This is a genomic window from Nesterenkonia muleiensis (assembly GCF_003600155.1).
GTDB classification, from domain to species: domain Bacteria; phylum Actinomycetota; class Actinomycetes; order Actinomycetales; family Micrococcaceae; genus Nesterenkonia; species Nesterenkonia muleiensis.
Window position 1 is genome coordinate 345,849 of sequence record NZ_QWLD01000003.1, and the last position, 22,603, is coordinate 368,451.

Here is a 22,603-nt window from a genome sequence, read left to right on the forward strand (position 1 = left end):
ACGGCGAATCCGTAGCTTTCATCTAGTCTAAACCACACAGAGGGCACGAATTATGCCCGTGACACCGATCCCTCAGACTTCCTCGATCCCCCGTGCGCTCAGCGCCCGCCCGGTGTCCCGAGCATAGTCCACCGTTCCGAGCAGCAACGGCACGGTTCGGGCCCGCAGATCTCGCTCCAGTCCCCTGGCGCGCGCCTGCTGTCCGGCCAGGTGGAAACGGTCGGCCAGATAGGGGATGGACCGCAGCATAATCAATCCCGCCAGTGCGACCGCGCCGGGCCGGACCCCGATGATGCGGGCGGGGGTGAGGATTCTGCGCAGGACTCCCACCACATCGGTGGGCTCAGTGCTGAGCAGCAGCAGCTGGGCGGCCAGCAGACAGACCAGGATACGGCTGAGCACCTCTGCGGCAGTCTGAGGGTCATTGAAGATCAGCTGCACCGCCGCCAGGACCGCCAGCAGCACCCAGAGACGCCGCAGCAGCGACAGCAGCATCCCCAGAGGTACCCTCGCAGCAGTTGCGGTCACCAGGATCAGCACGCCGATGATGCCGTTCACCAGCGGCTCCCTGGTGAGCACCACCACCAGCGTCAGGATGGCCAGTCCGGCCACTTTGGCTCCCGCCGGCGCGGCGTGCAGGAACCCATCGCCGGGAGCCCTGCGGCCCAACACCTGCTCGCGCGGACGCAGGGGGCGGGGGCGCCGTCGTGCCCTCATGCTTGACTGCGCTGGCGGTAGCTGGCAATGACAGTCTCCGGATCCCCCTGGGCCACGATTCTGCCACTGTCCACCAGCAGACAATGCTCAGCTCGTCCAGCCAGGGTGAGGTCGTGGGTGGCCATGAGAGTTCGGATGCCGTATTGGACTCCCATCTGCTCCACCAGTGCGGTGAACCGCTGGGCATTGACCAGATCCAGCAGGGTGGTGGGCTCATCAAGCAGCAGCGTCCTCGGCTTGAGCACCACCACTGTCGCCAAGGCCACCAACTGCTGCTGCCCGCCGGAGAGCTCTTGGGAGCTGCGCTCAGCGAGATCTGCGATGCCGAGCGCGGCCAAAGACTCCATGGCAGCACTGCGTCGCTGGGCCGCATCGGAGATTCTGCGGCGCAGCGAGAGCTCCACGTCCTCCAAGGGGGTGGGCATCACCAGCTGTGCTGCCGGGTTGGAGAAGACCAGCCCGACGCGCTGACGGACCTCCCGGCCGCTTTCGACAGTGTCCAGACCTTCATGCCTGACGTATCCCTCAGTGGGCTCCACCAGACCGTTGACCAACTGCAGGAAGGTTGACTTGCCCCCGCCGTTGGGGCCGATCACGCTGATCCGCGCATGGTTCAGGCTCAGCTCAGGAACCTCCAGCAGCAGCCGGTCACCGGCGAAGACGCGAACGCGGCGGAACTCAACGTCACTGGGTGAATCGGTTCCGGCTGAACTGCTGAGGGTCATCGCCTCGCCAGCACTGCGGGATAGGCCCGGTGCACCAGGGTCGCGGCTGCCGCGGCCGCCGCTGACTTCACGACGTCGCCCGGCCAAAAAACGATGTCCAGGAAGAACGCTTCCCGCAGACTGATCTCTAAGTTGACGCTCATCCCGAGGATCCCGAATGGATGAGTCACCACTATGCTGCCGGTGATCGCCGCCAGGAAGAGCAGCGGCGCCCGCCATCGACCCTGTTTTCGGCGGACGACGGCGCGGGCCACCAGACCTGTCACCAATGCGGTGAGGGGGAAGGCAAGCAGATACCCCGCACTGGGACCGGCCAGCACACCCAGACCTCCGGAGAAGTTGGCAAGAATCGGAATCCCCAACAGCCCGAGCACCACGTAGAGCCCCGCGGCGGCGAAGCCGCGCCAAGGCCCCAGTACCAGGCCTGCGAGTGCAACACCCAGAGTCTGGAGGGTAATGGGCACACCGAAATTGCCCACCGGAATCGGCGGAACCAGGGCCAGCACTGCGATCAGTCCGGCGAAGACACCGATCAGGGCTGTGTCCTGGGCACGGCTCTGCCTCCGTGGCCGAGCAGCCTGAGCAGCGGGCAGTGGCTCAACTGTGGGCTGGGACATGGGGACACCTCCGGATGCGAACGGTTGTTGACATCACTATAAGAAGTTATTGAACGGTGTTCAAATTTTCAGTCGAGGTGGTCAGCAGCGCCACCGCACTTTCGTAGAGCAGCGAATCGTCCTCTGTCTGCGTGCCGAACATTCGAGCGTTCTGTTCGATTGCCACCGCACCCAATGCGTATCGCATGAGCACCGACGCCCGCTCTGCGGCCTGCGCCGGACTCTGCCCGGCATCCAGCAGAGCCGCCCGCAAGGCGGGGACCGGGGGAAGCTCCGGATCCAGCGCATAGGCGATGAGAGTGAGATCTCCGCTGTCCCGCAGCGGCAACAGAGTCTGGCGCAGCAGGCGCATCAGCTCCGAAGGCGCCCCCACGGCATCGCGCAACGGATCGAGCATGCGGTGAGCCACCTGACGCAGCATCTCCTGCTTATTGGGAAGGTGGTAGTAAAGGGCTCCTGGACGCACTCCGAGTTCTGCGGCCACCCGCCGCATCGACACATCCTGAAGCCCATACTGAGCGACCAGATCATGGGCGGTGGTCACGATCTGCCCCGCGGTCAACGCCATTCCACCAGCATACGGCGGCGGAGGCGTCTCACTCCAAGTACGGCCGTCAGCAGAGCAGGGACAGCCTCAGTGAGGATTCCTGGACTCAGAGTCAGGAGCGGATGGGCACTTCGGGCAAGGACATTCTCACCAGGGCCTCGACGCACTCTTCCACGGTCCGCTCAGGGTGGGAGGTGTGCCGTTCGATGCTCAGTGTCACTGCGGCCGAGAGCAGGCCTGTGGCGGTGATCTCCAGGCTGTTGGGCGGAGTGAGAACGTCCCGCAGGCCCACGGAGACCGCTGCCTTGTCAAGCCGTTCTAGACGGTTGGCGATCAGCGCGATCATCGCCTCCTTTCCGGCCCTGAGCTGCTCGCTCTCCTGCGCTTGGCTGCGGGCCATGGCGAATGCCACCAGACCGGTGAAAGAGGGGAAGGTGTTGAGGAATTCGAAGGCAGAGGTGACCTGCTGACGGTACTGGGTCCGCACGTCATCGGCACCCTCGGCCCCACCACTGTTCGCATCGAACTCCTCCATGATGTCCATGAGCTCGGAGGCCCCATAGATCAGCATTTCCTGCACCAGGCGTTCTTTGGAGCCGAAGTGGTAGTACACCGAGCCTTTGGCCACGTTCGCGGAGGCGGCGAGCTCGTCCACCGTATGTTCGTGCACACTGCGGTGGTCTTCCAGCGCCATGGCCGCTCGGAGAATCTTCGTCCTTGCTGAGAGCCGTGCGGAGCGTTCAGGTGCTCTCGCTCTTGCCGATGACGGCAGTATGCCGTTCACTGTGCCTCCTCAATCGCTGGGTGCAGGCGTTCCAAGTCCCACATCTTCTTCTTGTACACTGCCAGCACCAGCAGACCAAAGCCGATGAGGGCTGTAACCAGCAGAGCGCCGATCGTGGTGGAGAAGGCGCCGAGGTCGGCGCCGTAGATCACATGACGCAGCCCGTCCACGGCATAGCTCATGGGAAGCACATGGTGCAGCGCCTGCAGCGGTGCGGGCAGTGTCTGGGGCGGGAAGGTGCCGCCGGATGCCACCAGCTGGAGCACCAGCAGGAAGATGATGAGCATCTTGCCCGGGTTCCCCAGCAGCGTCACCACACCTTGGACCAGTGCGGAGAACGCCATGGAAGCCGCCAGCAGAATGGCGAGGGCGAACAACGGATGTGCTGGGGTGAGCCCTAGGCCCAGCACCACCGCCGCGTAGAGCAGTCCGCTCTGGGCCAGCGAGAGAAGTAGGAACGGGATCCACGAGCCCAATGCAATCGAGAACGGGTTGGCGTTGGAAGCCAGTGCTCGCGGAGAGGTCGGGCGGAGCACCTGGAGCATCACCAGGGCTCCGATCCACAATGAGAGGGCCAGGAAGAACGGGGCCATGCCGGCACCGTAATTGCCGGCCTCTGCCTGGGAGGTCTTGTTGACCTCCAGCGGGTTGCCGATCACATCACTGAGTTCGGCTCGCTCGCCTTCATCAGGGTTTGGCACATCGCCGGCACCGGAACTCAAGCCATCCACCAGTTCACCGGACCCGTCCAGGAGTTCACCAGCCCCATCCTGCGCATCACCGAGACCATGGCGAAGCCCGGCCGCACCATCACTGAGCTCCGATGTTCCCTCAGCGAGCTCAGCGGCTCCTGCGGAGAGCTGCCGGGCACCGCTGTAAGCGGTGTCGGCCCCGGTGGAGAGCTCGTCAGCAGCACTGTCCAAGGAGTCCGCCCCCTGTTTGGCATTAGTGACTCCCTCCGCCAGATCAGGGGCCTGAGAAGCCAGCTGGGACGCCCCAGTCGACAGTTCTGAGCTGCCGCTGTGCAGCTCCTGGGCGCCATCGGCGACGCTGCGTGCACCGGCAGCCAGCTGATCAACATCACTCTGCGCCTCCTGCAGCTGGGTGCGCGCACTTTGAGCTCGTTCAATCAACTGCGAGTCCTCACTCGCGTCTGCAAGGGCCGCATGAGCTTCCTCAGACTGCTCCTCGGTGATGAGACCCGCCGCGATCAGGTCGGTCACAGCCTGGTCAGCTCGCCCGGCGGCAGCATCTTCGAACTCCTGGAGGATTGCGGCCGCCTCCTGCCCTGACACTGCGAGCTGTTCATTGCCCTGGGCCACCTGCTCCGCGCCATCTCTGAGCCCAAGGAGCCCGCTGTTCAATGTGCTGGCACCCTCGGAGAGGCTCTCCGCGGCAGTGACCAGTGAGCCCGCCCCGTTCTGGAGGTCAGCCAGACCGCTGGAGAGCTCACCGGTACCGGTGGAGAACTGACCAGCCCCGTTTGAGAGATCTTCAAGCCCATTGGCGAGCTCACTCATATTCACCGAGATCTCACCCGCACCCTCGTCAAGACTGCGCGCACCTCGGGTGAGCTCCTGGGCGCCGGCACTCAAGGTCTCAAGCCCATGGTGGAGATCGCCGATACCGCCCTCGAGCTCACCAGCGCCGTCGGCGGCATCGAGAATTTCTTGGTGTATCCGTCCGAACCCGGTGAGCATCTGGTCAGCAGTCTCCCGGCCCACCTCCTCGGCGACCGAGCCGTGAATCTCATAGGCGAGGATGGTGACGATATTGCTCAGGAGGTAGTTGTTGGCTTCGTTGGTGATGATGTCGATCATCGCGCGGTCAGCACGCTCAAAGGAACTGGGCGATGCCAGTGCCTCCGAGAACTCCTCAGGGACGATGAGGGCGAACTGGTAATCACCGCTGGCCACGCCCGCTTCTGCCTTCTGCCGCGAGTCCACTTCCTCCCAGCCGAAAGAGGCTTCGTCAATGAGCTCTTCGGTAACGTCATCACCGATGGTGCGGAACTCGCCGTCGAAATCCTCCCCTTGGTCAAGGTTGACCAGGGCCGCACCGACATTGTCCAGATTCTCGTAGGGATCCCAATTGGCGTAGAGATAGATTCCTGAGTACAGGACCGGAACCATCGCGAGCCCAAGCACAGTGATCAGCGGAGTGAAGCTGCTGGTCATCCGCTCGAACTCGGAGCGCACCAGGCGGAGAAAGGTCATCGGTCCTCCTCCATCATGCGGCCCAGGGCGGCGAGGTCTTCGCGCTCTTCATCGTCGTCTGCCGGCTCATCTGCCGCTCCAGGCCTGCCACCTGCTTCGTTCGCGAAACTGATGGTGCCAGCCAGTGCCTCGGCACCCTCGGGAACTCGACCAAGAACGGCGAGGATGGCGCGCTGCCGATCTGCACCGGTGAGGCTCTTCAACAATCGCAGAAGCTCATGGGAGGCAATCCGGTGCCGGTCCGGGGAGTCAACGACGGCGCAGCGCACCGCAGGGTCCGCGAACGCCAGCTCGATCAGCAGCCGCAACCGGGTTTCGGCCTCCAGTGCCACGACTTTCTGCCGGGCCAGCTGGTTCAGCCCGTGGCTCTCGAGCCAGTCCATGGAACGGACCTGCGCTCGCAGTCTCCGGCGGCTCCCCGGCCTCCCGGGGGTCTGGGCGGTCATGGGGCGCAGCGCCAGAGACTCTGAGACCACCTGCCGGACCGTCATGTGGTGCTCAGGAGCAGTGATTCCCGGGGCATCCACCAGCGCTGTCCTGCGCCGCAGAAGCCCAGCTGCGCGGCGATCCTGGCCAGGATCGGCGTCGTCGTTCTCCTCGTAGCGGACCTCACCGCCGTCCGGCTTCATCCTCCCTGAGGCGATGAGGGCCAGTGAGGTCCGTGACATGGCCGTCGAGGCGTGCAGCAGGGAGAGCTCGCCGTCTGGTGCGGAGAAATCTGTGGATCCGATGAGCCGGAAGTGGTGCTCGTCGAAGGCCACCTTCTGGGCAAGAAGCATGCCACCAGTTTACTAAACTGACCAGTCAGTACAAACTCAGGAGTAATACTCTCCCGTATCGCATTAGACAGCGTCGGTTCTTTTCGCCCGAGACTGCGAGCTGACAGCGGTGACCGCACGGGCGGCGGCGCATCCGCTCGGCCCTGCCATCATGCGGCTACTGGGCCGGCGTCGACCAGGCTCAGCACCAGGATCTGGTGCCTGGTCACCTTCATCTGGAACTGTGGCCCGTCGAAAGGCGTGCTTTTGGCTCCGATGAAGGTGACGAACGCAAGGGAACCCTGCTCTGGCGCTCGGGTCCGCAGCACTGGGGCGAGATGTTCCTCAGAGCCGAGACCTTGGGTGTGGGACTGCCTCGGCCAGAGCATTTCTGCACCACGCTGATTCAGCGCCCGGCAGCACGCACGCACCTGGCGGACCCACAGATTCTGCAGGCAGTGGAGGCCCAGTGTCATGGCGCCGCCGCCTGCGCTGATGCAGAATGATCTCACAGCCCCCGAAGCCTGCGTCGCTCAGCAGCGGTCCCCCCACTGGGACTCGAACCCAGACTGGATCGATTTTAAGTCGACTGCCTCTGCCGATTGGGCTACAGGGGGTTGACAAAAGGGCCGTGCGGACACGGCCCTTTCATCGTACCGGGGTCGGCGCCGGGCTCTAGCCCTTGGCCTTCTCCTTCTTGTTGCCACCGGCAGCCTCGAAGAATGCTGCGGTGGGGTTCTCCAGGTCACGCAGCGGAGTCACGTCGCGGCCGAAGATCAGTTCGTTGACCCAGCCGCCAGCCACACGGGCCTTGCGCTCGAAAGTAGGAATGGCCATCCCGTGGTAGCCGCGGTGTGCCGCCCAGGCCAGAACGCCCTTGAGCTTGAGGCCCATGGGGTTGCCCACTCCCTTGTAGAGTCCGAGTCCAGCCACAGCCCCCAGGGACTCGTGTTTGTACTCGGTGACCTCCCCTGCCCCGTAGCGGACGGAGAACAGGTTCTTGGCCAGCACCTTGGCCTGGCGGGAGGCGTGCTGGGCGTTGGGCACGCAGAAGCCTCCGGGTCCGGCCCCGGTGAGGTCCGGAATCGCCGCGATGTCTCCGGCAGTCCAGGCTCCCTCGATCACGTCACCATCCTCATTGAGGATCTGCAGCGTCGCCGAGCCGGTGATCCGGCCGCGCTCATCGACCGGGAACGAGGAGCTCCGGGCCACGGCGTTGGCGGCCACACCGGCGGTCCATACCAGGGTATCGGCGCCGAACTTGTCGACCTCTGACTTATCCGCCATGGAGATCAGGGTCAGTTCACCGTCGACGGCCGAGCCCAGGGAGGTGTTCAGCAGCACCTCGATGCCGCGGCCGCGCAGATGCTCCACCACGCCTTCGGCCTGGTCTTCGGTGACCTCAGGCATGATCCTGCCCATGGCCTCGACCAGCACAATCCGCACATCGGACTGGGCAAGACGCGGATTCTGGCTCACCGAGGCACGGATGATGTCTTCGATCTCGGCAATGCATTCAATGCCGGCGAACCCTCCGCCGATCACCGAGAAGGTCAGTGCGCGCTTCTTGGCCTGCTCGTCGGTCATCACCGAGGCAGACTCCAGCCGCTCCAGGATGTGGTTGCGCAGGCCCAGGGCCTCTTCAATGGTCTTCAGGCCGATGCCGTTCTCCGCCAGGCCCTCGATCGGGAAGGTCCGGGTGGTGGCCCCGGCACCCATCACGATGTCCTGATAGGGCACCTCCACGCTCTCCACGCTCCCATCCTCGGCAGAGCCCAGACCCACCACCGCGACCTTCGCCTCATGGTCCACAGAAGTGACTTTGCCGGTGATCACCTCGGTGTCCTTCAGATGCCGCCGGTGCGGAACCACCGCGTGGCGTGCCTCGATGTGGCCGCCGACCACCTCAGGCAGGAAAGGCTGGTAGGTCATGTACGGCAGCGGATCCACCAGGGTGACGATCCCTCCTGCGGCCTTGACCTTCTTCTGCAGCTGCTGGGCAACCGTCAGGCCGACATAGCCGCCGCCGACGATCAGAACACGGGGTTTCTCTGAGAGCTTGAGTGCCATGGGCTCCATCCTATAGGGGTTTCGACTGTTGAAAATCAGGCGCTGGGCGTGCCACCGGTCCGGCCAGCAGCGTGGCCGGCCGCGCTTCAGGAGTTCTCACGGCGGGAGAGCAGGTGCACTGCGGCAAAGGTCAGCAGCAGCACCACAGCCAGTCCGCCCACGCCCAGAGTCGTCGCTCCGGCCCAGTCCTGGGAAGTTCTGGACTCAGCGGCCTGAGGCAGCTCTCGCGGCTCGCCCTCGGGCCCGGCGACCACACCTGAATCCTCAGGGATGCCTTCGTGCTGGTCCTCGTCAGTCTCGGCGCGGCGGTGGATCCGGATCCAGTCGGCGAGGGTGTCGTAGTCGTCCGCATTGAACTCCGGCAGGCTGCCGCTGACGGCCTCGTCAACATTGAGCACGCCATGGCCGTATTCCGGGTCGATGCCTTCGGCTCCGGCGGAGTCCGCCGAGGTCAGCAGCCGGTGCTTGACCTCTGGGGCCGAAAGCTCAGGATGGGCCGCCATGACCAGCGCTGCAGCCCCGGCAACGATCGGGGTGGCCCCGGATGTGCCGGTCCAGGTGGCGGATTCCCCGCCGGGCAGCGCCCCGACCAGCGGTTCGGAGGCTGCCGCGATATCCACTGCTATGCCCTGCGAGGAGGACTCTTCGCTGATATTGCGATCCTGGTCCACCCCCGCCACGGTGAGCACTCCCGGGATGGTTGCCGGGGCGCCCACTGAGAAGTGCCCGGCCGCCCGGTTGCCGGAGGCTGCGATGACCAGCACATCGTTCTCCTCGGCGTGCAGAAACGCCTCGTCCCAGGTCTCGGACCAGTCCTGGACCCCGGAGCCGATGGACATATTGATGATGTCGGCACCGTTGTCCACTGCCCAGGTCACTGCTTCGGCGATCTGGTCCTCGGTGCCGGGCCCGTAGGGGTTGGGGTCCTCCAGGACCAGCGAGATCGACAACAGATCTGCCTCAGGGGCGACCCCGACTACTCCCAGCGGCCGCTCCGGCCATGGAACAGCGGCCACGTCCTCTTCGGGTGCTTCCTCCTCGGCTTCCTCCATGCCGGGGAATTCGCGGGTCTCGTAGAACTCATCGAGCAGGTCCTGATCGACCTCGTCCTCCCAGTCCTCGCCATAGAGCTCCTCGAGATCAGCCAAGAACTCATCGAACCAGTCATCCCACTCATCCTCGGAGAGGTCATCGAAGTCCTCCGCCTCCACCTCGTCCGGCTCCGGGAGCTCTTCACCGCGTCCTGCTGCCAGGGAGGCGACCAGCGTGCCGTGTTCGGTGTTGACCTGCGACACCGGCCCTCCGGTGCCGTCGCCGCCCCCTGAGACGTCGGTGCCGCCGGCGATCGAGCCTTCCAGGGCCGGGTGGTCCCCGTCGACTCCGGTGTCGATGACCGCGATGGTGACCCCCTCCCCCTGGGTCGTCTCCCAGGCCTCGGTGACCCCGTAGTCTTCCAGCCAGAACTGCTGATCCCGTATCTGGAACGCTGAAGCGGGCGCAGCGGCCAGCGGTGCGGCCACCATAACGGCCAGACCCACACAGAGATAACGACGACGCCCCATCAGGTGCCTGCTCCTTTCGACTCATGATGCCTGTTCTCCGCCGCCGCATGGGCCACCGACATCGCCAGCCCGTCGAGAATGTCGTGCTCGGAGGCGATGGCGGTGCTCACCCGGCCACCGGTGACCTTGTTCAGATAGTCCAGTATGGTGCCCCAGATCAGGGCCCCGGCACCGATGACATCCACACGGCCAGGGTGCATGAACGGCATGGCCGCACGTTGGTCCCGGGTGGTGTGGACCAGCTGGTCCACTGACTGGTGGATGGCATCGAGGCTCAGTTCGGCACCGTTGATGGTTTCGGCGTCGTAATCTTCGAGCTTCAGGGCATGGGCAGTCACCGTGGTGACGGTGCCGGCCACTCCGATCACCGCCTCTGCCTCGTGCAGCGGGACCACCTGGGCAACATCCTCCAGGAAGCTGAGGGTTTCGAAAGCGGCCATGGAGCATTCGGTCTCCGCTGGGGGGTCAGAGCGCATATGCCGTTCGGTGAAGCGCACACAGCCCATATCCGTGGAGATGGCGTGCTCAGCCCCTGCAGAGGTGCCGAGCACGAATTCGGTCGACCCGCCGCCGAGGTCGATGACCAGGACTTTGCGTTCAACGTCCCAGTTCAGCACCGAGGCCGCCCCGGCGAAGGAGAGCCCGGCCTCCTCGGAACCGCGGATGACCTCCGGCTCCACGCTCAGCCGGGCTCTGACCCCGTCGATGAACTCGCCGCGGTTGCTCACATCCCGCGAGGCGGAGGTGGCGGCGAACCGCACCGCCTGGACCTTGTGCTTGCGGATGAGCTCGGCGTAGTCATCGACTGCTGAGAAGGTGCGCTGCAGCGCCGCCGCGGAGAACTCACCGGTCTGGTCAACGCCCTCGCCCAGACGCACCACCGTCATCCTGCGGACCACATCGGTGAGGGCACCGGACCCGGGCAGGTCGACATCGGCGATCAGCAGCCGGATGGAGTTGGTGCCACAGTCGATGGCGGCGACTCTCATGATGATTCTCTTTCCTCAAGGCCGCGCACATGGCGGGAGAGGTCTCTGGTGGGAACCTCGGCGCTGTGGTCCCAGGCCGTGCCGCACCGGCAGAGATCCGGGGTCCATTCGTCCCGGATCCGGTCCAGGGTCTCATCACCGAGCGGGTTGATCCCAGGGCCGGCGGCCAGCGCGTGTCCGGCCAGCACGTGCAGGCACTTGACCCGGTCGGGCATCCCCCCTGCTGTGATGCCCTCGATCTCCCAGACCGGTTCCAGCCCGGCCCTTATGCGGATCCGCTCACGCTCATCCAGATAGTGCTGGTGCGCCGCACGGTACAGTGCGGCCAGCTGCGGGTCCGCCTGAAGCCGCTCATTCATCTCAGCCATCGCTCCCACAGACTCCAGCCGGGAGACGGCGGCGGTCAGGATGGGGTGAGTGAGGTAGAAGGTGGTCGGGAAGGGAATTCCGTTGGAGAGACGCGGCGCGGTGGCAGCCACCAGCGGAGACCCGCATCGGCAGCGAGCAGGGATCTCGACGACGTCGCGCACCGGCCTGCCCAGCTGCAGGCTGAGCGTGTCGAGGTCACCCTGTGTGGGGACGGAGTGCGGCGCTGGGGCATCGGTCACGACACACCAGCTTACTGGTCAGCCGATTCGACCACCGAATCCCAGAGCTGATCCGTCCAGTCACTCTCCTCTTCGGCGTCCTCCACGGAGTCGGTCTCAACCTCTGCTTTGCTGAGGTCTCCGATCACGTGGTAGCGGCGCTCTCCGGGCATCACCAGGTTGATGCGCTCGCGGGCTTGCTGCTGAACGAACTGCGGATCGTCCCAGCGGGCCAGCTCCGAGTAGAGCTCCCTGTTGAGCTGTTCCTCCACAGCGATCTGCTCGGCGAGCTCGTTGATTTCAGCGCGCTGCTGGAGATAGGTGCGCACGGTGGGAACCAGGAAGGAGATCACCACCAATGTCACCACTGTCAGGACGATCATCCGCCCGGAGAAGGTGCGTTCCGGCACCAGCCTGCGCGCTGAGACTGGAGTCTTCTTCGACGGGGCCTGGGCGTGGTGGTGCGGTTTGTCCGCCCGACGAGCTCGCCTGGCAGTGATCTCGTCCGGAGTGCGGATTTGTCCTGAGACCTGTTCACGCTCTTCGAGCCGACGGCGCTGAGCCTTCTCAGCGCGGTGCTGAGCACGGCGGGTGCGGCCCTCGGCGGGGACGCCCTCGGCAGCGGCAGATTCCTTGGGATGGCGAGCATGTCGCACCACGGCAGTCACCGCCTTGGACTAGGCATGCCCGGCCGGTTCAGCGTCAGGGCCGAACCGGCGAGCACACCACTGATGGGAAGCGTTCAGTTACAGGACCTCAGCCTAGTGCCGCGGCAGTATAAGCCGACCCCCGGACACGCCCAGGATCCGTGATTTGATCCCTAACAGCGCTTGCTTCTTTCCGTGTTTTCGATCTCGGCGACTTGTGCTGACACGCGGCCTTCGCCGAAACCACTCGGTGCGGTCACTGGGCTTTAACTGCGCAAGCTATGAACTTGTGCGCGGGTTATTTCCCGCGCAGGTACGCAGAACGTGCGCACTTAGTTGTCATACGGTGCAGTGTGAGCGGCGAAGGCGCGATACTAGCTCCGGAAGCGCGGGAAGGCTGCGGCGCCGGCGTAGCGGGCGGCGTCGCCGAGCTCCTCCTCGATCCGCAGCAGCTGGTTGTACTTGGCCACGCGCTCGGAGCGGGCCGGAGCTCCGGTCTTGATCTGCCCGGCGTTGACCGCCACCGCGATGTCGGCGATGGTGGTGTCCTCGGTCTCGCCGGAGCGGTGGCTGATCATGGTGGTGTAGGTGCTGCGCTGGGCCAGGCTGATGGCGTCCAGAGTCTCGGTGAGCGAGCCGATCTGGTTGACCTTGACCAGCAGCGAATTGGCGGTGCCGGCGTCGATGCCCTTGGCCAGGCGGTCAGGATTGGTGACGAATAGATCGTCACCGACCAGTTGGACCTTGCCGCCGATGGCATCGGTGAGGGTCTTCCAGCCGTCCCAGTCGTCCTCATCCAGGGGGTCCTCGATACTGACCAGGGGGTAGGCCTCCACCAGTTCCCGGTAGTAGTCGCTCATCTGTTCCGGGGTCTTCTGCTCGCCCTCGAAGGTGTAGGCGCCGTCGGAGTAGAACTCGGTGGCGGCCACGTCCAGGGCCAGGGCAATGTCCGTACCGGGGGTGTACCCGGCACGGGTGATGGCCTCGGAGATCAGGTCCAGGGCCGCGCGGTTGGAGGGGAGGTCGGGGGCGAATCCACCCTCGTCGCCGAGCCCGGTGGAGAGCCCCTTCTCCTTCAGCAGGGCCTTGAGCGCATGGTAGACCTCCACCCCGGCGCGCAGCGCCTCGGAGAAGGTGGCGGCACCCACCGGGGCGATCATGAACTCCTGGATGTCCACATTGGAGTCGGCGTGCGAGCCGCCGTTGAGGATGTTCATCATCGGGACCGGCAGCAGGTGGGCGTTGGGGCCGCCGAGGTACTTGTACAGCGGCAGGTCGGAGGCGTCAGCGGCGGCCTTGGCCACAGCCAGTGAGACCCCCAGGATGGCATTGGCGCCGAGGCTGGCCTTGTTCTCGGTGCCGTCGAGGTCCAGCAGAACTTGGTCGACTGAACGCTGTTCGGTGGAGTCAAGGCCCTCCAGAGCAGGGGCGATGATCTCATTGACGGCCTTGACAGCCTCGGTCACGCCCTTGCCCAGGTAACGGTCTTTGTTGCCGTCGCGGCGTTCCACCGCTTCGAAGGCACCGGTGGAGGCGCCGGAGGGAACGGCGGCCTGGCCGAAGCTGCCGTCGTCGAGCAGCACATCGACCTCCACGGTCGGGTTGCCGCGGGAGTCGAGGATTTCGCGGCCGAAGACGCTGGCGATCAGGGACATGGATTCTCCTTGCCTAGGGGGGTGACACAACGGCGGTCTCCATTGACTGCCACCAGCCTAGTCGAGCAGATCAGAGTTGGCATCAGCACGACGACGCCTGCTCTCACTCCCCTGCCAGCTCGGCTTTCTCCTGATGCTTGATCCGGTTCCAGGCGGCGTCGATCTCCTCGATCGTTGACTCCTGGGGGTTCAGGGTGCCATCGGGCTCGAAGACATGCGGGTTGCGGCGGATGAGCTTGGCGCAGATCGCCTCGGCGACGCCGTCGAGATCGAAGTCCTCACGTTCCTGCGCGATGGCGGCGTGCAGCACCACTTGGAGCAGAATGTCGCCGAGCTCCTTCCGCAGCGGATCCCCGGTGATCCCGGCCTCGATCTCCTCGGCGACCTCCTGGGCCTCCTCCAGCAGATAAGGGGTCAGCGTCCGATGGGTCAGCTGCGCGGTCCAGGGACAGTGCTGGCGCAGATCGGCGATGATCTGCTTCAGCTGCTCCATATGGGGGAGCTGGGTCACTGCCAGGCCTCCAGGATGTGGGCGGCAAGCGCCTCGCGCTCCTCATAGCCTAAGAAGCTGGACTCGATCGCGTTGATCTGGAAGTCAGCGAGCTCGGCCAGGCCGTAGTCGAAGGCCGAGGCCAGCACGGCCAGCTCTCCGCTGAGGGTGACCCCGGAGACCAACCGGTTGTCGGTGTTAACGCCGACGTTGAAACCCAGCTGATAGAGCATGTCGAAGGGATGCTGGGCCAGCTCGGCGTCGGGCTCTCCGGTCAGTGCGCTCACCGCACCGGTCTGGAGGTTGGAGGTCGGAGAAGTTTCCAGGTGGATCTGCCGGTCGCGGACCCAGCGGGCCACCGGGCCCAGTTCGACCTCGACGAGCTCCTCCCCGCCGTCGCTGGTCTTTGAGCGGGAGGTCTCACCGGTGGTCAGGGTGATGTCTTCGGCGACCCGGATACCGTGCCCCAGGCGCTTGGCGCGGCCTTCGACCAAGGCTCCGCGCACCGACTCGATGCCGTCGGCCTCTCCGGCGTGCACTGTGGCCGGAAGCATTTCCTGGGCCAGGCGGGTGAAGGCTGGGGCGAACTTCGAGGGAGGGAATCCTGCCTCGGGGCCGGCGATGTCGAAGCCCACCACCCCATTCTCCCGGTGCCGGATGGCCAGGTTGACGATCTCATCGGCATGGTCGGCCTGGCGCATGGCGGAGAGCAGCTGCCCGACGACCATGACGCCCTCGTGATCGGCCACCGTCTCGGCACCTTCATTGAGCCCGGCCTGAACCGCTTCCACCGCTTCGTCCAGGGTGAGTCCGCCGGCGATGTGCTGCTCGGGCGCCCAGCGGACCTCGGCGTAGACCACACCGTCGGCCGCCAGATCCTCCACGTATTCACGGGCCACCCGGCGTAGGTTCTCAGAGGTCTGCATCACTGCGGTGGTGTGGGTGAAGGCCTCCAGGTATTTGAGCAGATCCCCGGAGTCCGCGTTGGTGCGGAAGATGTCCTGGAGCTCATCAGGGTCGGTGCTGGGCAGTTCATGGCCGATCACCGTGGCCAGCTCGATCAGCGTCGAGGGGCGCAGCGACCCGTCCAGGTGGTCGTGCAGGGATACTTTGGGCAGTGCTCGGATCTGGTCGTCTAACCCGGGATTCTCAGTCATGCCTTCCAGCCTAATGGTCGAAGCCGAGGAAGCGAGCCGGAACTGTGCTCGCCGCCGCCTTGGCCTGCTGTGCGGGCACACCGGCGGCGATGGCCGTCCCCACAGCCACGTCCATGGTCAGGGTGGAGCCGGCGAGAGTCCGCGCGTCGGCCAACAGCGGGATTCCATCGCGGACCTCCACGTCCAAACCGCCCAGCCGGTAGGTGCCATCGCCAAGTCCGGCGGCGGCCATAGAGTCGGTCACCAGAATCACCCTGTCGGGTGCCGCTGCAAAGAGGGTCCTGATCAGCACCCGATGGACGTGAACGCCGTCGGCGATGACCTCGATGCCCACGTGATCCCGGTCCAGCGCGGCTCCCAGCGGCCCCGGAGCGCGGTGTTCCAGACCCGGCATAGCGTTGAGGGCGTGGGTGAGCAGCGACGCGCCCCTGTCAAATGCCTCGGCGGTGATGTCATAGTCGGCCGCAGTGTGGCCCACTGCCACCAGGACTCCGGCCTCGCTAAACCGGTCGATGGCCTCCATGGCGCCAGGCAGCTCGGGGGCCAAGGTCACCTGGCGCAGGATTCCCTCGCCGGCCTCCAGCAGCGTCTCCACCGCCGATGGGGAGGGTTCACGCAACGCTTGGGGGGCATGCGCGCCGGCACGCGCCGGGGCTAGGAAGGGCCCCTCCACGTGGACGCCGTGGATGGCGACGCCGCTGATCACGTGGTGACCGGACAAGGTGCTCCGTAGTCTGCGCAGTCGAGCGGCAAGCTGCTCCGGCGGGGCGCTGACCAGGCTCAGCAGGGTGTCCGAGGTCCCGTGCTGATGGTGGAAGTCCAGGGCTGCGGCAACCTGTCCGTAGTCGGCAGAATCATAGGAGCAGCCGACCGCCCCGTGAGTATGTATGTCCGTGTACCCGCCGCCCGGCACTATAACCTCAGGGCGGAGTAATTGGCGGAGTGGACCAGCAGGGAGGCCGCACTGCGGTCAGCAACGACGACCACATCAGGATGCAGCTGGATTGCCGATGCCGGAACAGCGGCAGTAATAGGACCCTCCAGTGCTGCTGCCAGTGCCTCAGCCTTCGCCGTGCCGTAGGCTATCAGCAGCAGCTGGCGAGCTTGCATGATGGTGCCGATCCCCTGGGTGATGCAGTAGCGGGGCACCTCCTCCTGAGATGAGAAGAAGCGGGAGTTGTCCTGGCGGGTCTGCTCTGCCAGTGCCGCCACTCGGCAACGCGAGGCCAACGACGAGCCAGGTTCGTTGAAGGCGATATGTCCGTTACGGCCGATGCCCAGCACCTGCAGATCGATACCGCCGGCATCCCGAATAGCTTGCTCGTAGCGCTGCGGTGCCTGCAGATCTCTCCCATCATCCCCGGGGCAGCGCACCTTCTCAGGGTTCAGGCCCAACGGGAGGGTGATCTGCCTGCGGACTACTGCACGGTAGGATTCGGGGTGGTCGGCCTCGATGTCAAGGTACTCGTCGAGGGCGAAGGCCTGAATCCTGCCGGTGTCGACACTAGACTCCCCCAGGCGCCCTGCCAGGGCCCGCCAGGTGCTGCCGGGCGTGCTGCCTGTGGACACCCCTAGGACGAAATCCCCCTCCACGCGCTGGCACCGCACGGCTGCCTCCACAATTTCTTCAGCACCGATCTGACCGCCCTCGGCAAGGGTGTCAACCACATACAGGCTGGTCATGCAGCGTCCTCCAATGCGGCACCGGGAATCGCAGCGAGCAACTCCTTGGTGTAGTCCGATTCGGGGGAGGCGAAGAGCTGCTGCGGAGCACCTGATTCCACAATCTTCCCCTTCTGCATCACATGAACCTCATGGGCGATCATATTCACCACCGCGAGATCGTGACTGATGAACAGGTAGCTGAGGCCCAACCGCTGCTGAAGTTCCACAAGCAGCTCAAGGATCTGATTCTGCACCAGCACATCGAGGGCGGAGACGGCTTCGTCGAGGACCACGAGCTCGGGCTCCAGGGCAAGCGCCCGTGCGATGGCAACACGCTGCCGCTGTCCGCCTGAGAGCTCATGCGGAAGACGCTGCGCCACTGTGGCCGGCAGTGCTACCTGCTCAAGCAACTGATGGACCTTCTGCAATCGGCTGCGGCGAATACCGACCTTGTGGACGCGCAGCGGCTCTGCCACTGACTCCGCGACGGTGTAGCGCGGGTCAAGCGAGGCATAGGGGTTCTGGAAAACGGGCTGAATCTGCCGACGTACCGCCATCATCTCCCGTCCGCGCAGGCCGGCAAGCTCCCTGCCCGCGATGCGGATGGTTCCCTCGCTGATTGTCTCCAGGCCCAGGAGCATTTTTGCAGTGGTGGATTTGCCGGAACCGGATTCGCCGACGATGGCGACTGTACGGCCCTTCGGGATACCGAAGCTGATGTCCCGGGCGGCCCAGAACTGCTCACCTGCGGCCCTGCCGCGCAGCGTGTACTTCCGTCCCACCCCGATCACCTCGACCAGCGGAGCTGCAGCATCGGTCTGTGTCGCGCCTGGTCCGCCAACGGAGCCGACCAGGGGTTCTGTGACAAAGCTTGGGGCAGCGGCGACGAGCTTGCGTGTGTAACTGTGCTGAGGACTCTTCAAGATCTTTCGGGCGGGGCCGGATTCGACGAGTTCTCCCTTGTACATCACCAGCACTCTGTCGGCCCGCTCGGCGGCGAGGGCGAGATCGTGGGTAATGAGCACCACAGCGGTGTTCGTCTGCCCGGTGAGCTCCTCAAGCGTATCGAGAATTCTCCGCTGGACGGTGACGTCGAGGGCGCTGGTGGGCTCATCGGCGATGAGCAGACGCGGCTGGCAAGCCAGACTCATGGCGATGAGGGCGCGCTGGCGCATTCCACCGGAATATTCATGCGGGTACTGGTCATAGCGCTCCTGCGGCGAGGGTATGCCCACCATGTGCAGCAGTTCCAGCACCCGGCTCCGGCCCTGGGCGCCGCGTCCCCGGCCATGGACCTCCAGCGCCTCGAGAATTTGGCGCCCCACCGTGTGCACCGGGTTGAGGTTGGACATCGGATCCTGGGGAACCAGGCCGATCCCGGCACCGCGCAGGCGCAGCATCTCACGCTCAGAGGCGGAACTCAGCTCACGGCCCTCGAAGCGGATGCTGCCGCGGCTGATCCGGCCGTTGTCGGCGAGCAGTCGGTTGATGCACGCCGCCAGAGTCGACTTGCCCGAGCCTGACTCCCCGACGATGGCCACGGTTTCGCCGGGCATCACGTCGAGGCTGATGCCCCGAACGGCGTCGAACTCTCCGCCAGGGGTGGAGAAGGTGACCTTGAGGTCGGCGATGGAGAGGACTGGGTCGGTCATATCGGATCACCTGTTCGGCTCGGATGGAAACTGGCGTGGACACCCGCCATAGCGGTACGCCACATGGTGTCCACAGGCATCAGGTGGGCGCGGCCTGGCACCGGACTTCCGTGCAGCCGGTTGGTCAGCAACACGCTGAGCACTTGCGCATACTCGCCGACAGCGGGAGCAGCCGCGATGAAGGTACCGGTGAAGCCCGGGTGCCCGAGGAACACCCGCTGCTGACCTCGCCACTGCATCCGATAGGTGCGTACCCCTTGGCCCTGACCCTGGTCGTGGGCGACCTGGTCTTTCTCTGTACTGAGAGATGCAGAGGTTTCAGCGCGAATCCCGGCCTTCTGCGGGTTCGCCAGCACCTCGGCGATCCTCAGCAGACCAGCGGCATCGGCGAACCAGCCAGCGTGGCCTGCCGCTGTGCCGAAGGCGTGGAAGGCGTTGCAGTCGCCGATCTCACCGCGGATCAGGTGCCGCCGCCAGGGGAATCGCTCAGCAGCGGTTTGAGTCCCGGCGTCGACGGGATGCGGAGTGCTTGTGGTGACCATGTCACGCTCAATGGCGTCCCCGTATTGCCCGGAGGTGACCGGTGCCCCGGGCGGAGGGCTGCCGGGGGTCACAGTCTCGACTCCCAGGGGCTCGAGCAGCAGTTCGATGACGGCCTCGGCAAAGCCAAGGCCCGTGATACGGGAGATGACGGCTCCGACAGCCTGCATGCCCAGATCGGAATAGTGCCGCCCGCGGCCCCGGGGGTATCGCGGATCCAGCGAGAGCGCCGCAGCGACAGGATCTTCATGGGGCATCAGATACAGCGGCCACCACTCCCGGAACCCCGCACGGTGCCGCAGCAGATCATCCAGGGTCGCCTCCCCGTGCGTCCCGGCCTCGGGAAGGAACCTGCTCAGGGGGTCTCCCGGAGCCGCCGCGCCATCGCTGAAGAGACGCTGCAGGGTAAGGGTAGTGAGCACCTTGCTCACCGAGGCGAGGTCATGAAAATGCGCTTCGGTCATCGGTTCAGCGGTCTCGATATCGGCCAGACCCGTGACCGAGACAAACCTCTGATCACCCTCGATGACCACCAGCACCGCTCCGGGCGGCTGATGCTGCCCTGTGTTCTGCTCGGTGACGCCAGGTGTCATGGCAGGCTCCTCACCAGTCGAATCTGCGGTTCTCCGTAACGCGGATCCACGCTGCGCTGACCATCGGGAATCCATCCTTGACGCTCGTAGAAACGTCGGGAGGGGGTGTTGCTCTCAAAAACCCAGAGGGAGATCTCATCCGCTCCGCTGCTGCGCAGTGCATCGGTCGCCTCCTGCAGCAGTTTACGTCCGTATCCACCGCCCTGGGCTGCGGGATCCACGTAGAGCGAGCGGACGTGGCCGTTGCCCCTGTCCTGGGTGCCATAGCGCACCACACCGACCACCGCCCCGTCATGCTCTGCCACCAGGGTCTCGGTGGTGGTGTCCGCGAGTCCCACGCTCCATAGTTCGCGGGCCTGGTTCGGGTCCATGCGCTCTACCAGGTGCCTGGGCAGTACCGCCTGATAGCTGGTGTGCCAGCAGCTGAGGAAGACCTCGACGGCGGCGTCGAGGTCGGTGAGATCAGCCGCCCGTACCGTGACTGTGGCGAGGTCTGGGTGGACGCTGGCTACCCGTGCCGCCGACGGGGGGCTCGGTAGAGGTTCAGGGATCCGGAGGGGGCCGCCGCCGGGCGTGATGCTACCCAGGATGCGCGGGGATCGTGCTCCTGTGGCCGTTGTCGCAGCGCCCGCCAGACCGTGCAGGGAGAGCCACCCGATGAGTGCCATGAGCACCGCCTCCTTCTCGTCGGGGCCGATGCCCAGAGCGTCGATGCTCCGGACCGAGGTATCAGGCAGGCCCCGGATCAGGCCGTCCATCATCACCTGGTTGTGCACTCCCCCGCCGGAGACGAAGAGCTCGTCGGCCCCCTCGGCACTGAGGGCATCGACCACGGTGCGCACGGTCAGCTCAGTGAGGGTGGCTACCAAATCGGCATCGCTGAGCGGGTCGCCGCCTTCATCGGCGTGCCGCTGCAACGCCTGATTCACATAGCCGATGTGGAATAGCTCTTTGCCGGTGCTCTTCGGAGCGGGCTGCCGGTAGTACTTCTCTTCGAGCATCAGCTCCAACAAGGGCTGACAGACCCGGCCGGTGGCGGCGATGGCGCCGGCGTCGTCGTATCCGGCCGGATGCAGGTCCCGGTCAGCGACGACTGCGTCGATGAGCGCATTGGCGGGCCCGATATCCCAGGCGCGCACGGGCTGCTTCCCTACCACGGTGACATTGGATATCCCGCCGAGGTTCAGTGCCGCTGCAGTCCCAGGACGCCCGGCCAGCAGCAGTGCGTCCAGAGTTGAGGCAAGCGGGGCTCCCTGGCCGCCGGCAGCGATATCGCGGATACGCACATCGGAGAGCACCGGGGCCCCTGTTCGCTCGGCGATCCACGCCGGCTGACCGATCTGCAGGGTCCCCAGCACCTGGGTCGAATTCGGGGATTCGGCGACCCAGTGGTAGACCGTTTGGCCGTGGGAGACGATCAGGTCCACCGATTCGGCGCTCACCCAGGCTGACTCCAGGGCATCTGCGGAAGCTTGGGCGAACGCCTGGCCGATCTGGGTGTCCAGCTCCGCCACTGTCGCCAGGCTCGTGGGCTCCGGGGGAAGTGCTTTGAGCAGCTTCGCTCTCAGCTGCGGCAAGTACGGTGTCGCGCTGCGACTGATGATGTCGATGTCCAGCACCTCTGATCCGCAGGTGAAGTCGACGACGGCACCGTCGATCCCGTCATGCGAGGTTCCGGAGATCAGCCCGAGGATTCTCATCTTCGAGGAGCTCATGGGGCCGACTCCAGACTCTGAAGTGCTTCCCGGAGCCGCCCGTCAGCGTTGCCGAGCACCGTAGTTGCCTGATCCGAGTTCATGCCGCTGTGGAGCATGATGACCGCCGTCGGTACGGAGTAGCCGCACTGCTGCAGCGCCGCGCTGGCGTGTTCGACGGGGCTGCCGGTGATCTTCTGAACAATCCGCGCCGCCCGGTTTCTGAGCTTCTCATTGGAGGCGTGCACATCGACCATAAGGTTCCCATAGGTCTTCCCCAGCCGGATCATCGAGATGGTGGAGAACATATTGAGCACCAGCTTCTGGGCGGTGCCGGCCTTCAGCCGGGTGGAACCGCTGATGATTTCCGGGCCCACAATCACCTCAATGGGGTGTTCGGCTACCGCTGACAGTGGAGTCTCTGCGTTACAGGAAAGCCCGATGCCCAGGGCTCCGACCTCGCGGGCTCGGCCGACCGCACCCACCACGAATGGCGTACGTCCGCTGGCGGCTATGCCGATGACAGCATCCAGCGGCCCGACGCCGGCCTCATCGATGGCTGCCGCACCGGCAGCGTCGTCGTCCTCAGCGCCTTCGGAAGCGTGGAGGATCGCCCTGGGGCCTCCGGCGATGATGCCGATCACTCGATCCGAGGCGGAGAAGGTCGGTGGGATCTCCGAGGCGTCAAGGACTCCTATCCGCCCCGGGGTGCCGGCACCGACGTAGATCAGCCGGCCGCCGAGTGCCATGCGTTCGCTGACCGCTTCGATGGTGGGCACGATCTGGTCCATGGCGGCACGGACGGCCAGCGGCACGCTCTGGTCGGCCTCGTTCATCAGGTGCGCCAGCTGAGCAACGCTGAGTGTGTCGATCTGCTGGTACCTGGGGTCCGATGCTTCGGTGGTCAGAACCTCCAGATCCATAGAGTCAGTCGCCAT

The 22,603-nt window shown here is 65.3% G+C and carries 22 protein-coding genes and 1 tRNA gene; all 23 read right to left on the reverse strand.

The genetic code is table 11. The features are described 5' to 3' along the window. Positions 1-72: 72 nt before the first annotated feature. Positions 73-717 carry an energy-coupling factor transporter transmembrane component T family protein gene (locus DVO78_RS01865; RefSeq protein ID WP_120003087.1) on the reverse strand — a complete coding sequence of 215 codons (645 nt, stop codon included), beginning with the start codon at positions 715-717 and terminating at the stop codon, positions 73-75. Next, the gene (locus DVO78_RS01870; protein ID WP_120003088.1) at positions 714-1,442 is read right to left on the reverse strand and encodes an energy-coupling factor ABC transporter ATP-binding protein; all 729 of its coding nucleotides are present in this window, start codon (positions 1,440-1,442) and stop codon (positions 714-716) included. The genes DVO78_RS01865 and DVO78_RS01870 overlap by 4 nt, the downstream gene beginning before the upstream one ends. Next, positions 1,439-2,059 (reverse strand): biotin transporter BioY, encoded by a 621-nt coding sequence (locus DVO78_RS01875; protein WP_120003089.1) that lies wholly within the window; start codon positions 2,057-2,059, stop codon positions 1,439-1,441. Before DVO78_RS01875 ends, DVO78_RS01870 begins: the two co-directional genes overlap by 4 nt. A 46-nt stretch (positions 2,060-2,105) precedes the next feature. Further along, on the reverse strand, positions 2,106-2,627 hold the full coding sequence (locus DVO78_RS01880) for a TetR/AcrR family transcriptional regulator (RefSeq protein WP_120003090.1): 522 nt from the start codon (positions 2,625-2,627) through the stop codon (positions 2,106-2,108). A 91-nt stretch (positions 2,628-2,718) separates the two neighbouring features. Continuing rightward, positions 2,719-3,390 (reverse strand): TetR/AcrR family transcriptional regulator, encoded by a 672-nt coding sequence (locus DVO78_RS01885; RefSeq protein ID WP_274380724.1) that lies wholly within the window; start codon positions 3,388-3,390, stop codon positions 2,719-2,721. Continuing rightward, positions 3,387-5,606, reverse strand: coding sequence for a YhgE/Pip domain-containing protein (locus DVO78_RS01890; protein ID WP_120003092.1), 2,220 nt, complete (start codon positions 5,604-5,606; stop codon positions 3,387-3,389). Before DVO78_RS01890 ends, DVO78_RS01885 begins: the two co-directional genes overlap by 4 nt. Then, positions 5,603-6,385: a hypothetical protein gene (locus DVO78_RS01895; protein ID WP_120003093.1), complete on the reverse strand. Its 783-nt coding sequence runs from the start codon at positions 6,383-6,385 to the stop codon at positions 5,603-5,605. The genes DVO78_RS01890 and DVO78_RS01895 overlap by 4 nt, the downstream gene beginning before the upstream one ends. A gap of 149 nt (positions 6,386-6,534) precedes the next feature. After that, positions 6,535-6,840: a hypothetical protein gene (locus tag DVO78_RS17405; protein WP_157983807.1), complete on the reverse strand. Its 306-nt coding sequence runs from the start codon at positions 6,838-6,840 to the stop codon at positions 6,535-6,537. A gap of 67 nt (positions 6,841-6,907) precedes the next feature. Continuing rightward, positions 6,908-6,981 (reverse strand) — tRNA-Leu (locus tag DVO78_RS01900). Positions 6,982-7,039: 58 nt separating this feature from the next. Beyond that, the gene (locus DVO78_RS01905; RefSeq protein WP_120003094.1) at positions 7,040-8,434 is read right to left on the reverse strand and encodes an NAD(P)/FAD-dependent oxidoreductase; all 1,395 of its coding nucleotides are present in this window, start codon (positions 8,432-8,434) and stop codon (positions 7,040-7,042) included. Positions 8,435-8,520: 86 nt separating this feature from the next. Further along, positions 8,521-9,996, reverse strand: coding sequence for a S8 family peptidase (locus DVO78_RS01910; RefSeq protein ID WP_238385081.1), 1,476 nt, complete (start codon positions 9,994-9,996; stop codon positions 8,521-8,523). Continuing rightward, positions 9,996-10,985: a Ppx/GppA phosphatase family protein gene (locus DVO78_RS01920; RefSeq protein ID WP_202912051.1), complete on the reverse strand. Its 990-nt coding sequence runs from the start codon at positions 10,983-10,985 to the stop codon at positions 9,996-9,998. The genes DVO78_RS01910 and DVO78_RS01920 overlap by 1 nt, the downstream gene beginning before the upstream one ends. Then, on the reverse strand, positions 10,982-11,593 hold the full coding sequence (locus tag DVO78_RS01925) for a DUF501 domain-containing protein (protein ID WP_120003096.1): 612 nt from the start codon (positions 11,591-11,593) through the stop codon (positions 10,982-10,984). The genes DVO78_RS01920 and DVO78_RS01925 overlap by 4 nt, the downstream gene beginning before the upstream one ends. Before the next feature lie 11 nt (positions 11,594-11,604). Continuing rightward, the gene (locus DVO78_RS01930; RefSeq protein WP_157983808.1) at positions 11,605-12,231 is read right to left on the reverse strand and encodes an FtsB family cell division protein; all 627 of its coding nucleotides are present in this window, start codon (positions 12,229-12,231) and stop codon (positions 11,605-11,607) included. 362 nt (positions 12,232-12,593) lie between these two features. After that, a complete protein-coding gene (gene eno / locus DVO78_RS01935) occupies positions 12,594-13,874 on the reverse strand; it encodes a phosphopyruvate hydratase (protein WP_120003098.1) in 1,281 nt (426 codons plus the stop codon). A 103-nt stretch (positions 13,875-13,977) separates the two neighbouring features. After that, positions 13,978-14,385 carry a MazG nucleotide pyrophosphohydrolase domain-containing protein gene (locus DVO78_RS01940; protein WP_120003099.1) on the reverse strand — a complete coding sequence of 136 codons (408 nt, stop codon included), beginning with the start codon at positions 14,383-14,385 and terminating at the stop codon, positions 13,978-13,980. Further along, positions 14,382-15,521: an adenosine deaminase gene (locus tag DVO78_RS01945; protein ID WP_120003100.1), complete on the reverse strand. Its 1,140-nt coding sequence runs from the start codon at positions 15,519-15,521 to the stop codon at positions 14,382-14,384. The genes DVO78_RS01940 and DVO78_RS01945 overlap by 4 nt, the downstream gene beginning before the upstream one ends. A 10-nt stretch (positions 15,522-15,531) precedes the next feature. Further along, the gene (locus DVO78_RS01950) at positions 15,532-16,434 is read right to left on the reverse strand and encodes an N-acetylglucosamine-6-phosphate deacetylase (RefSeq protein WP_238385082.1); all 903 of its coding nucleotides are present in this window, start codon (positions 16,432-16,434) and stop codon (positions 15,532-15,534) included. Beyond that, positions 16,434-17,204: a glucosamine-6-phosphate deaminase gene (locus DVO78_RS01955; protein WP_120003102.1), complete on the reverse strand. Its 771-nt coding sequence runs from the start codon at positions 17,202-17,204 to the stop codon at positions 16,434-16,436. Before DVO78_RS01955 ends, DVO78_RS01950 begins: the two co-directional genes overlap by 1 nt. After that, positions 17,201-18,838, reverse strand: a complete 1,638-nt coding sequence (locus DVO78_RS01960; RefSeq protein WP_120003103.1) for an ABC transporter ATP-binding protein — start codon at positions 18,836-18,838, stop codon at positions 17,201-17,203. Before DVO78_RS01960 ends, DVO78_RS01955 begins: the two co-directional genes overlap by 4 nt. Next, complete coding sequence (locus DVO78_RS01965; protein WP_157983809.1) at positions 18,835-19,971, reverse strand: serine hydrolase domain-containing protein; 1,137 nt, start codon at positions 19,969-19,971, stop codon at positions 18,835-18,837. The genes DVO78_RS01960 and DVO78_RS01965 overlap by 4 nt, the downstream gene beginning before the upstream one ends. Beyond that, positions 19,968-21,686: an anhydro-N-acetylmuramic acid kinase gene (locus DVO78_RS01970; protein WP_120003105.1), complete on the reverse strand. Its 1,719-nt coding sequence runs from the start codon at positions 21,684-21,686 to the stop codon at positions 19,968-19,970. Before DVO78_RS01970 ends, DVO78_RS01965 begins: the two co-directional genes overlap by 4 nt. Next, positions 21,683-22,603 (reverse strand): N-acetylmuramic acid 6-phosphate etherase, encoded by a 921-nt coding sequence (murQ, locus tag DVO78_RS01975; RefSeq protein ID WP_202912052.1) that lies wholly within the window; start codon positions 22,601-22,603, stop codon positions 21,683-21,685. The genes DVO78_RS01970 and murQ overlap by 4 nt, the downstream gene beginning before the upstream one ends.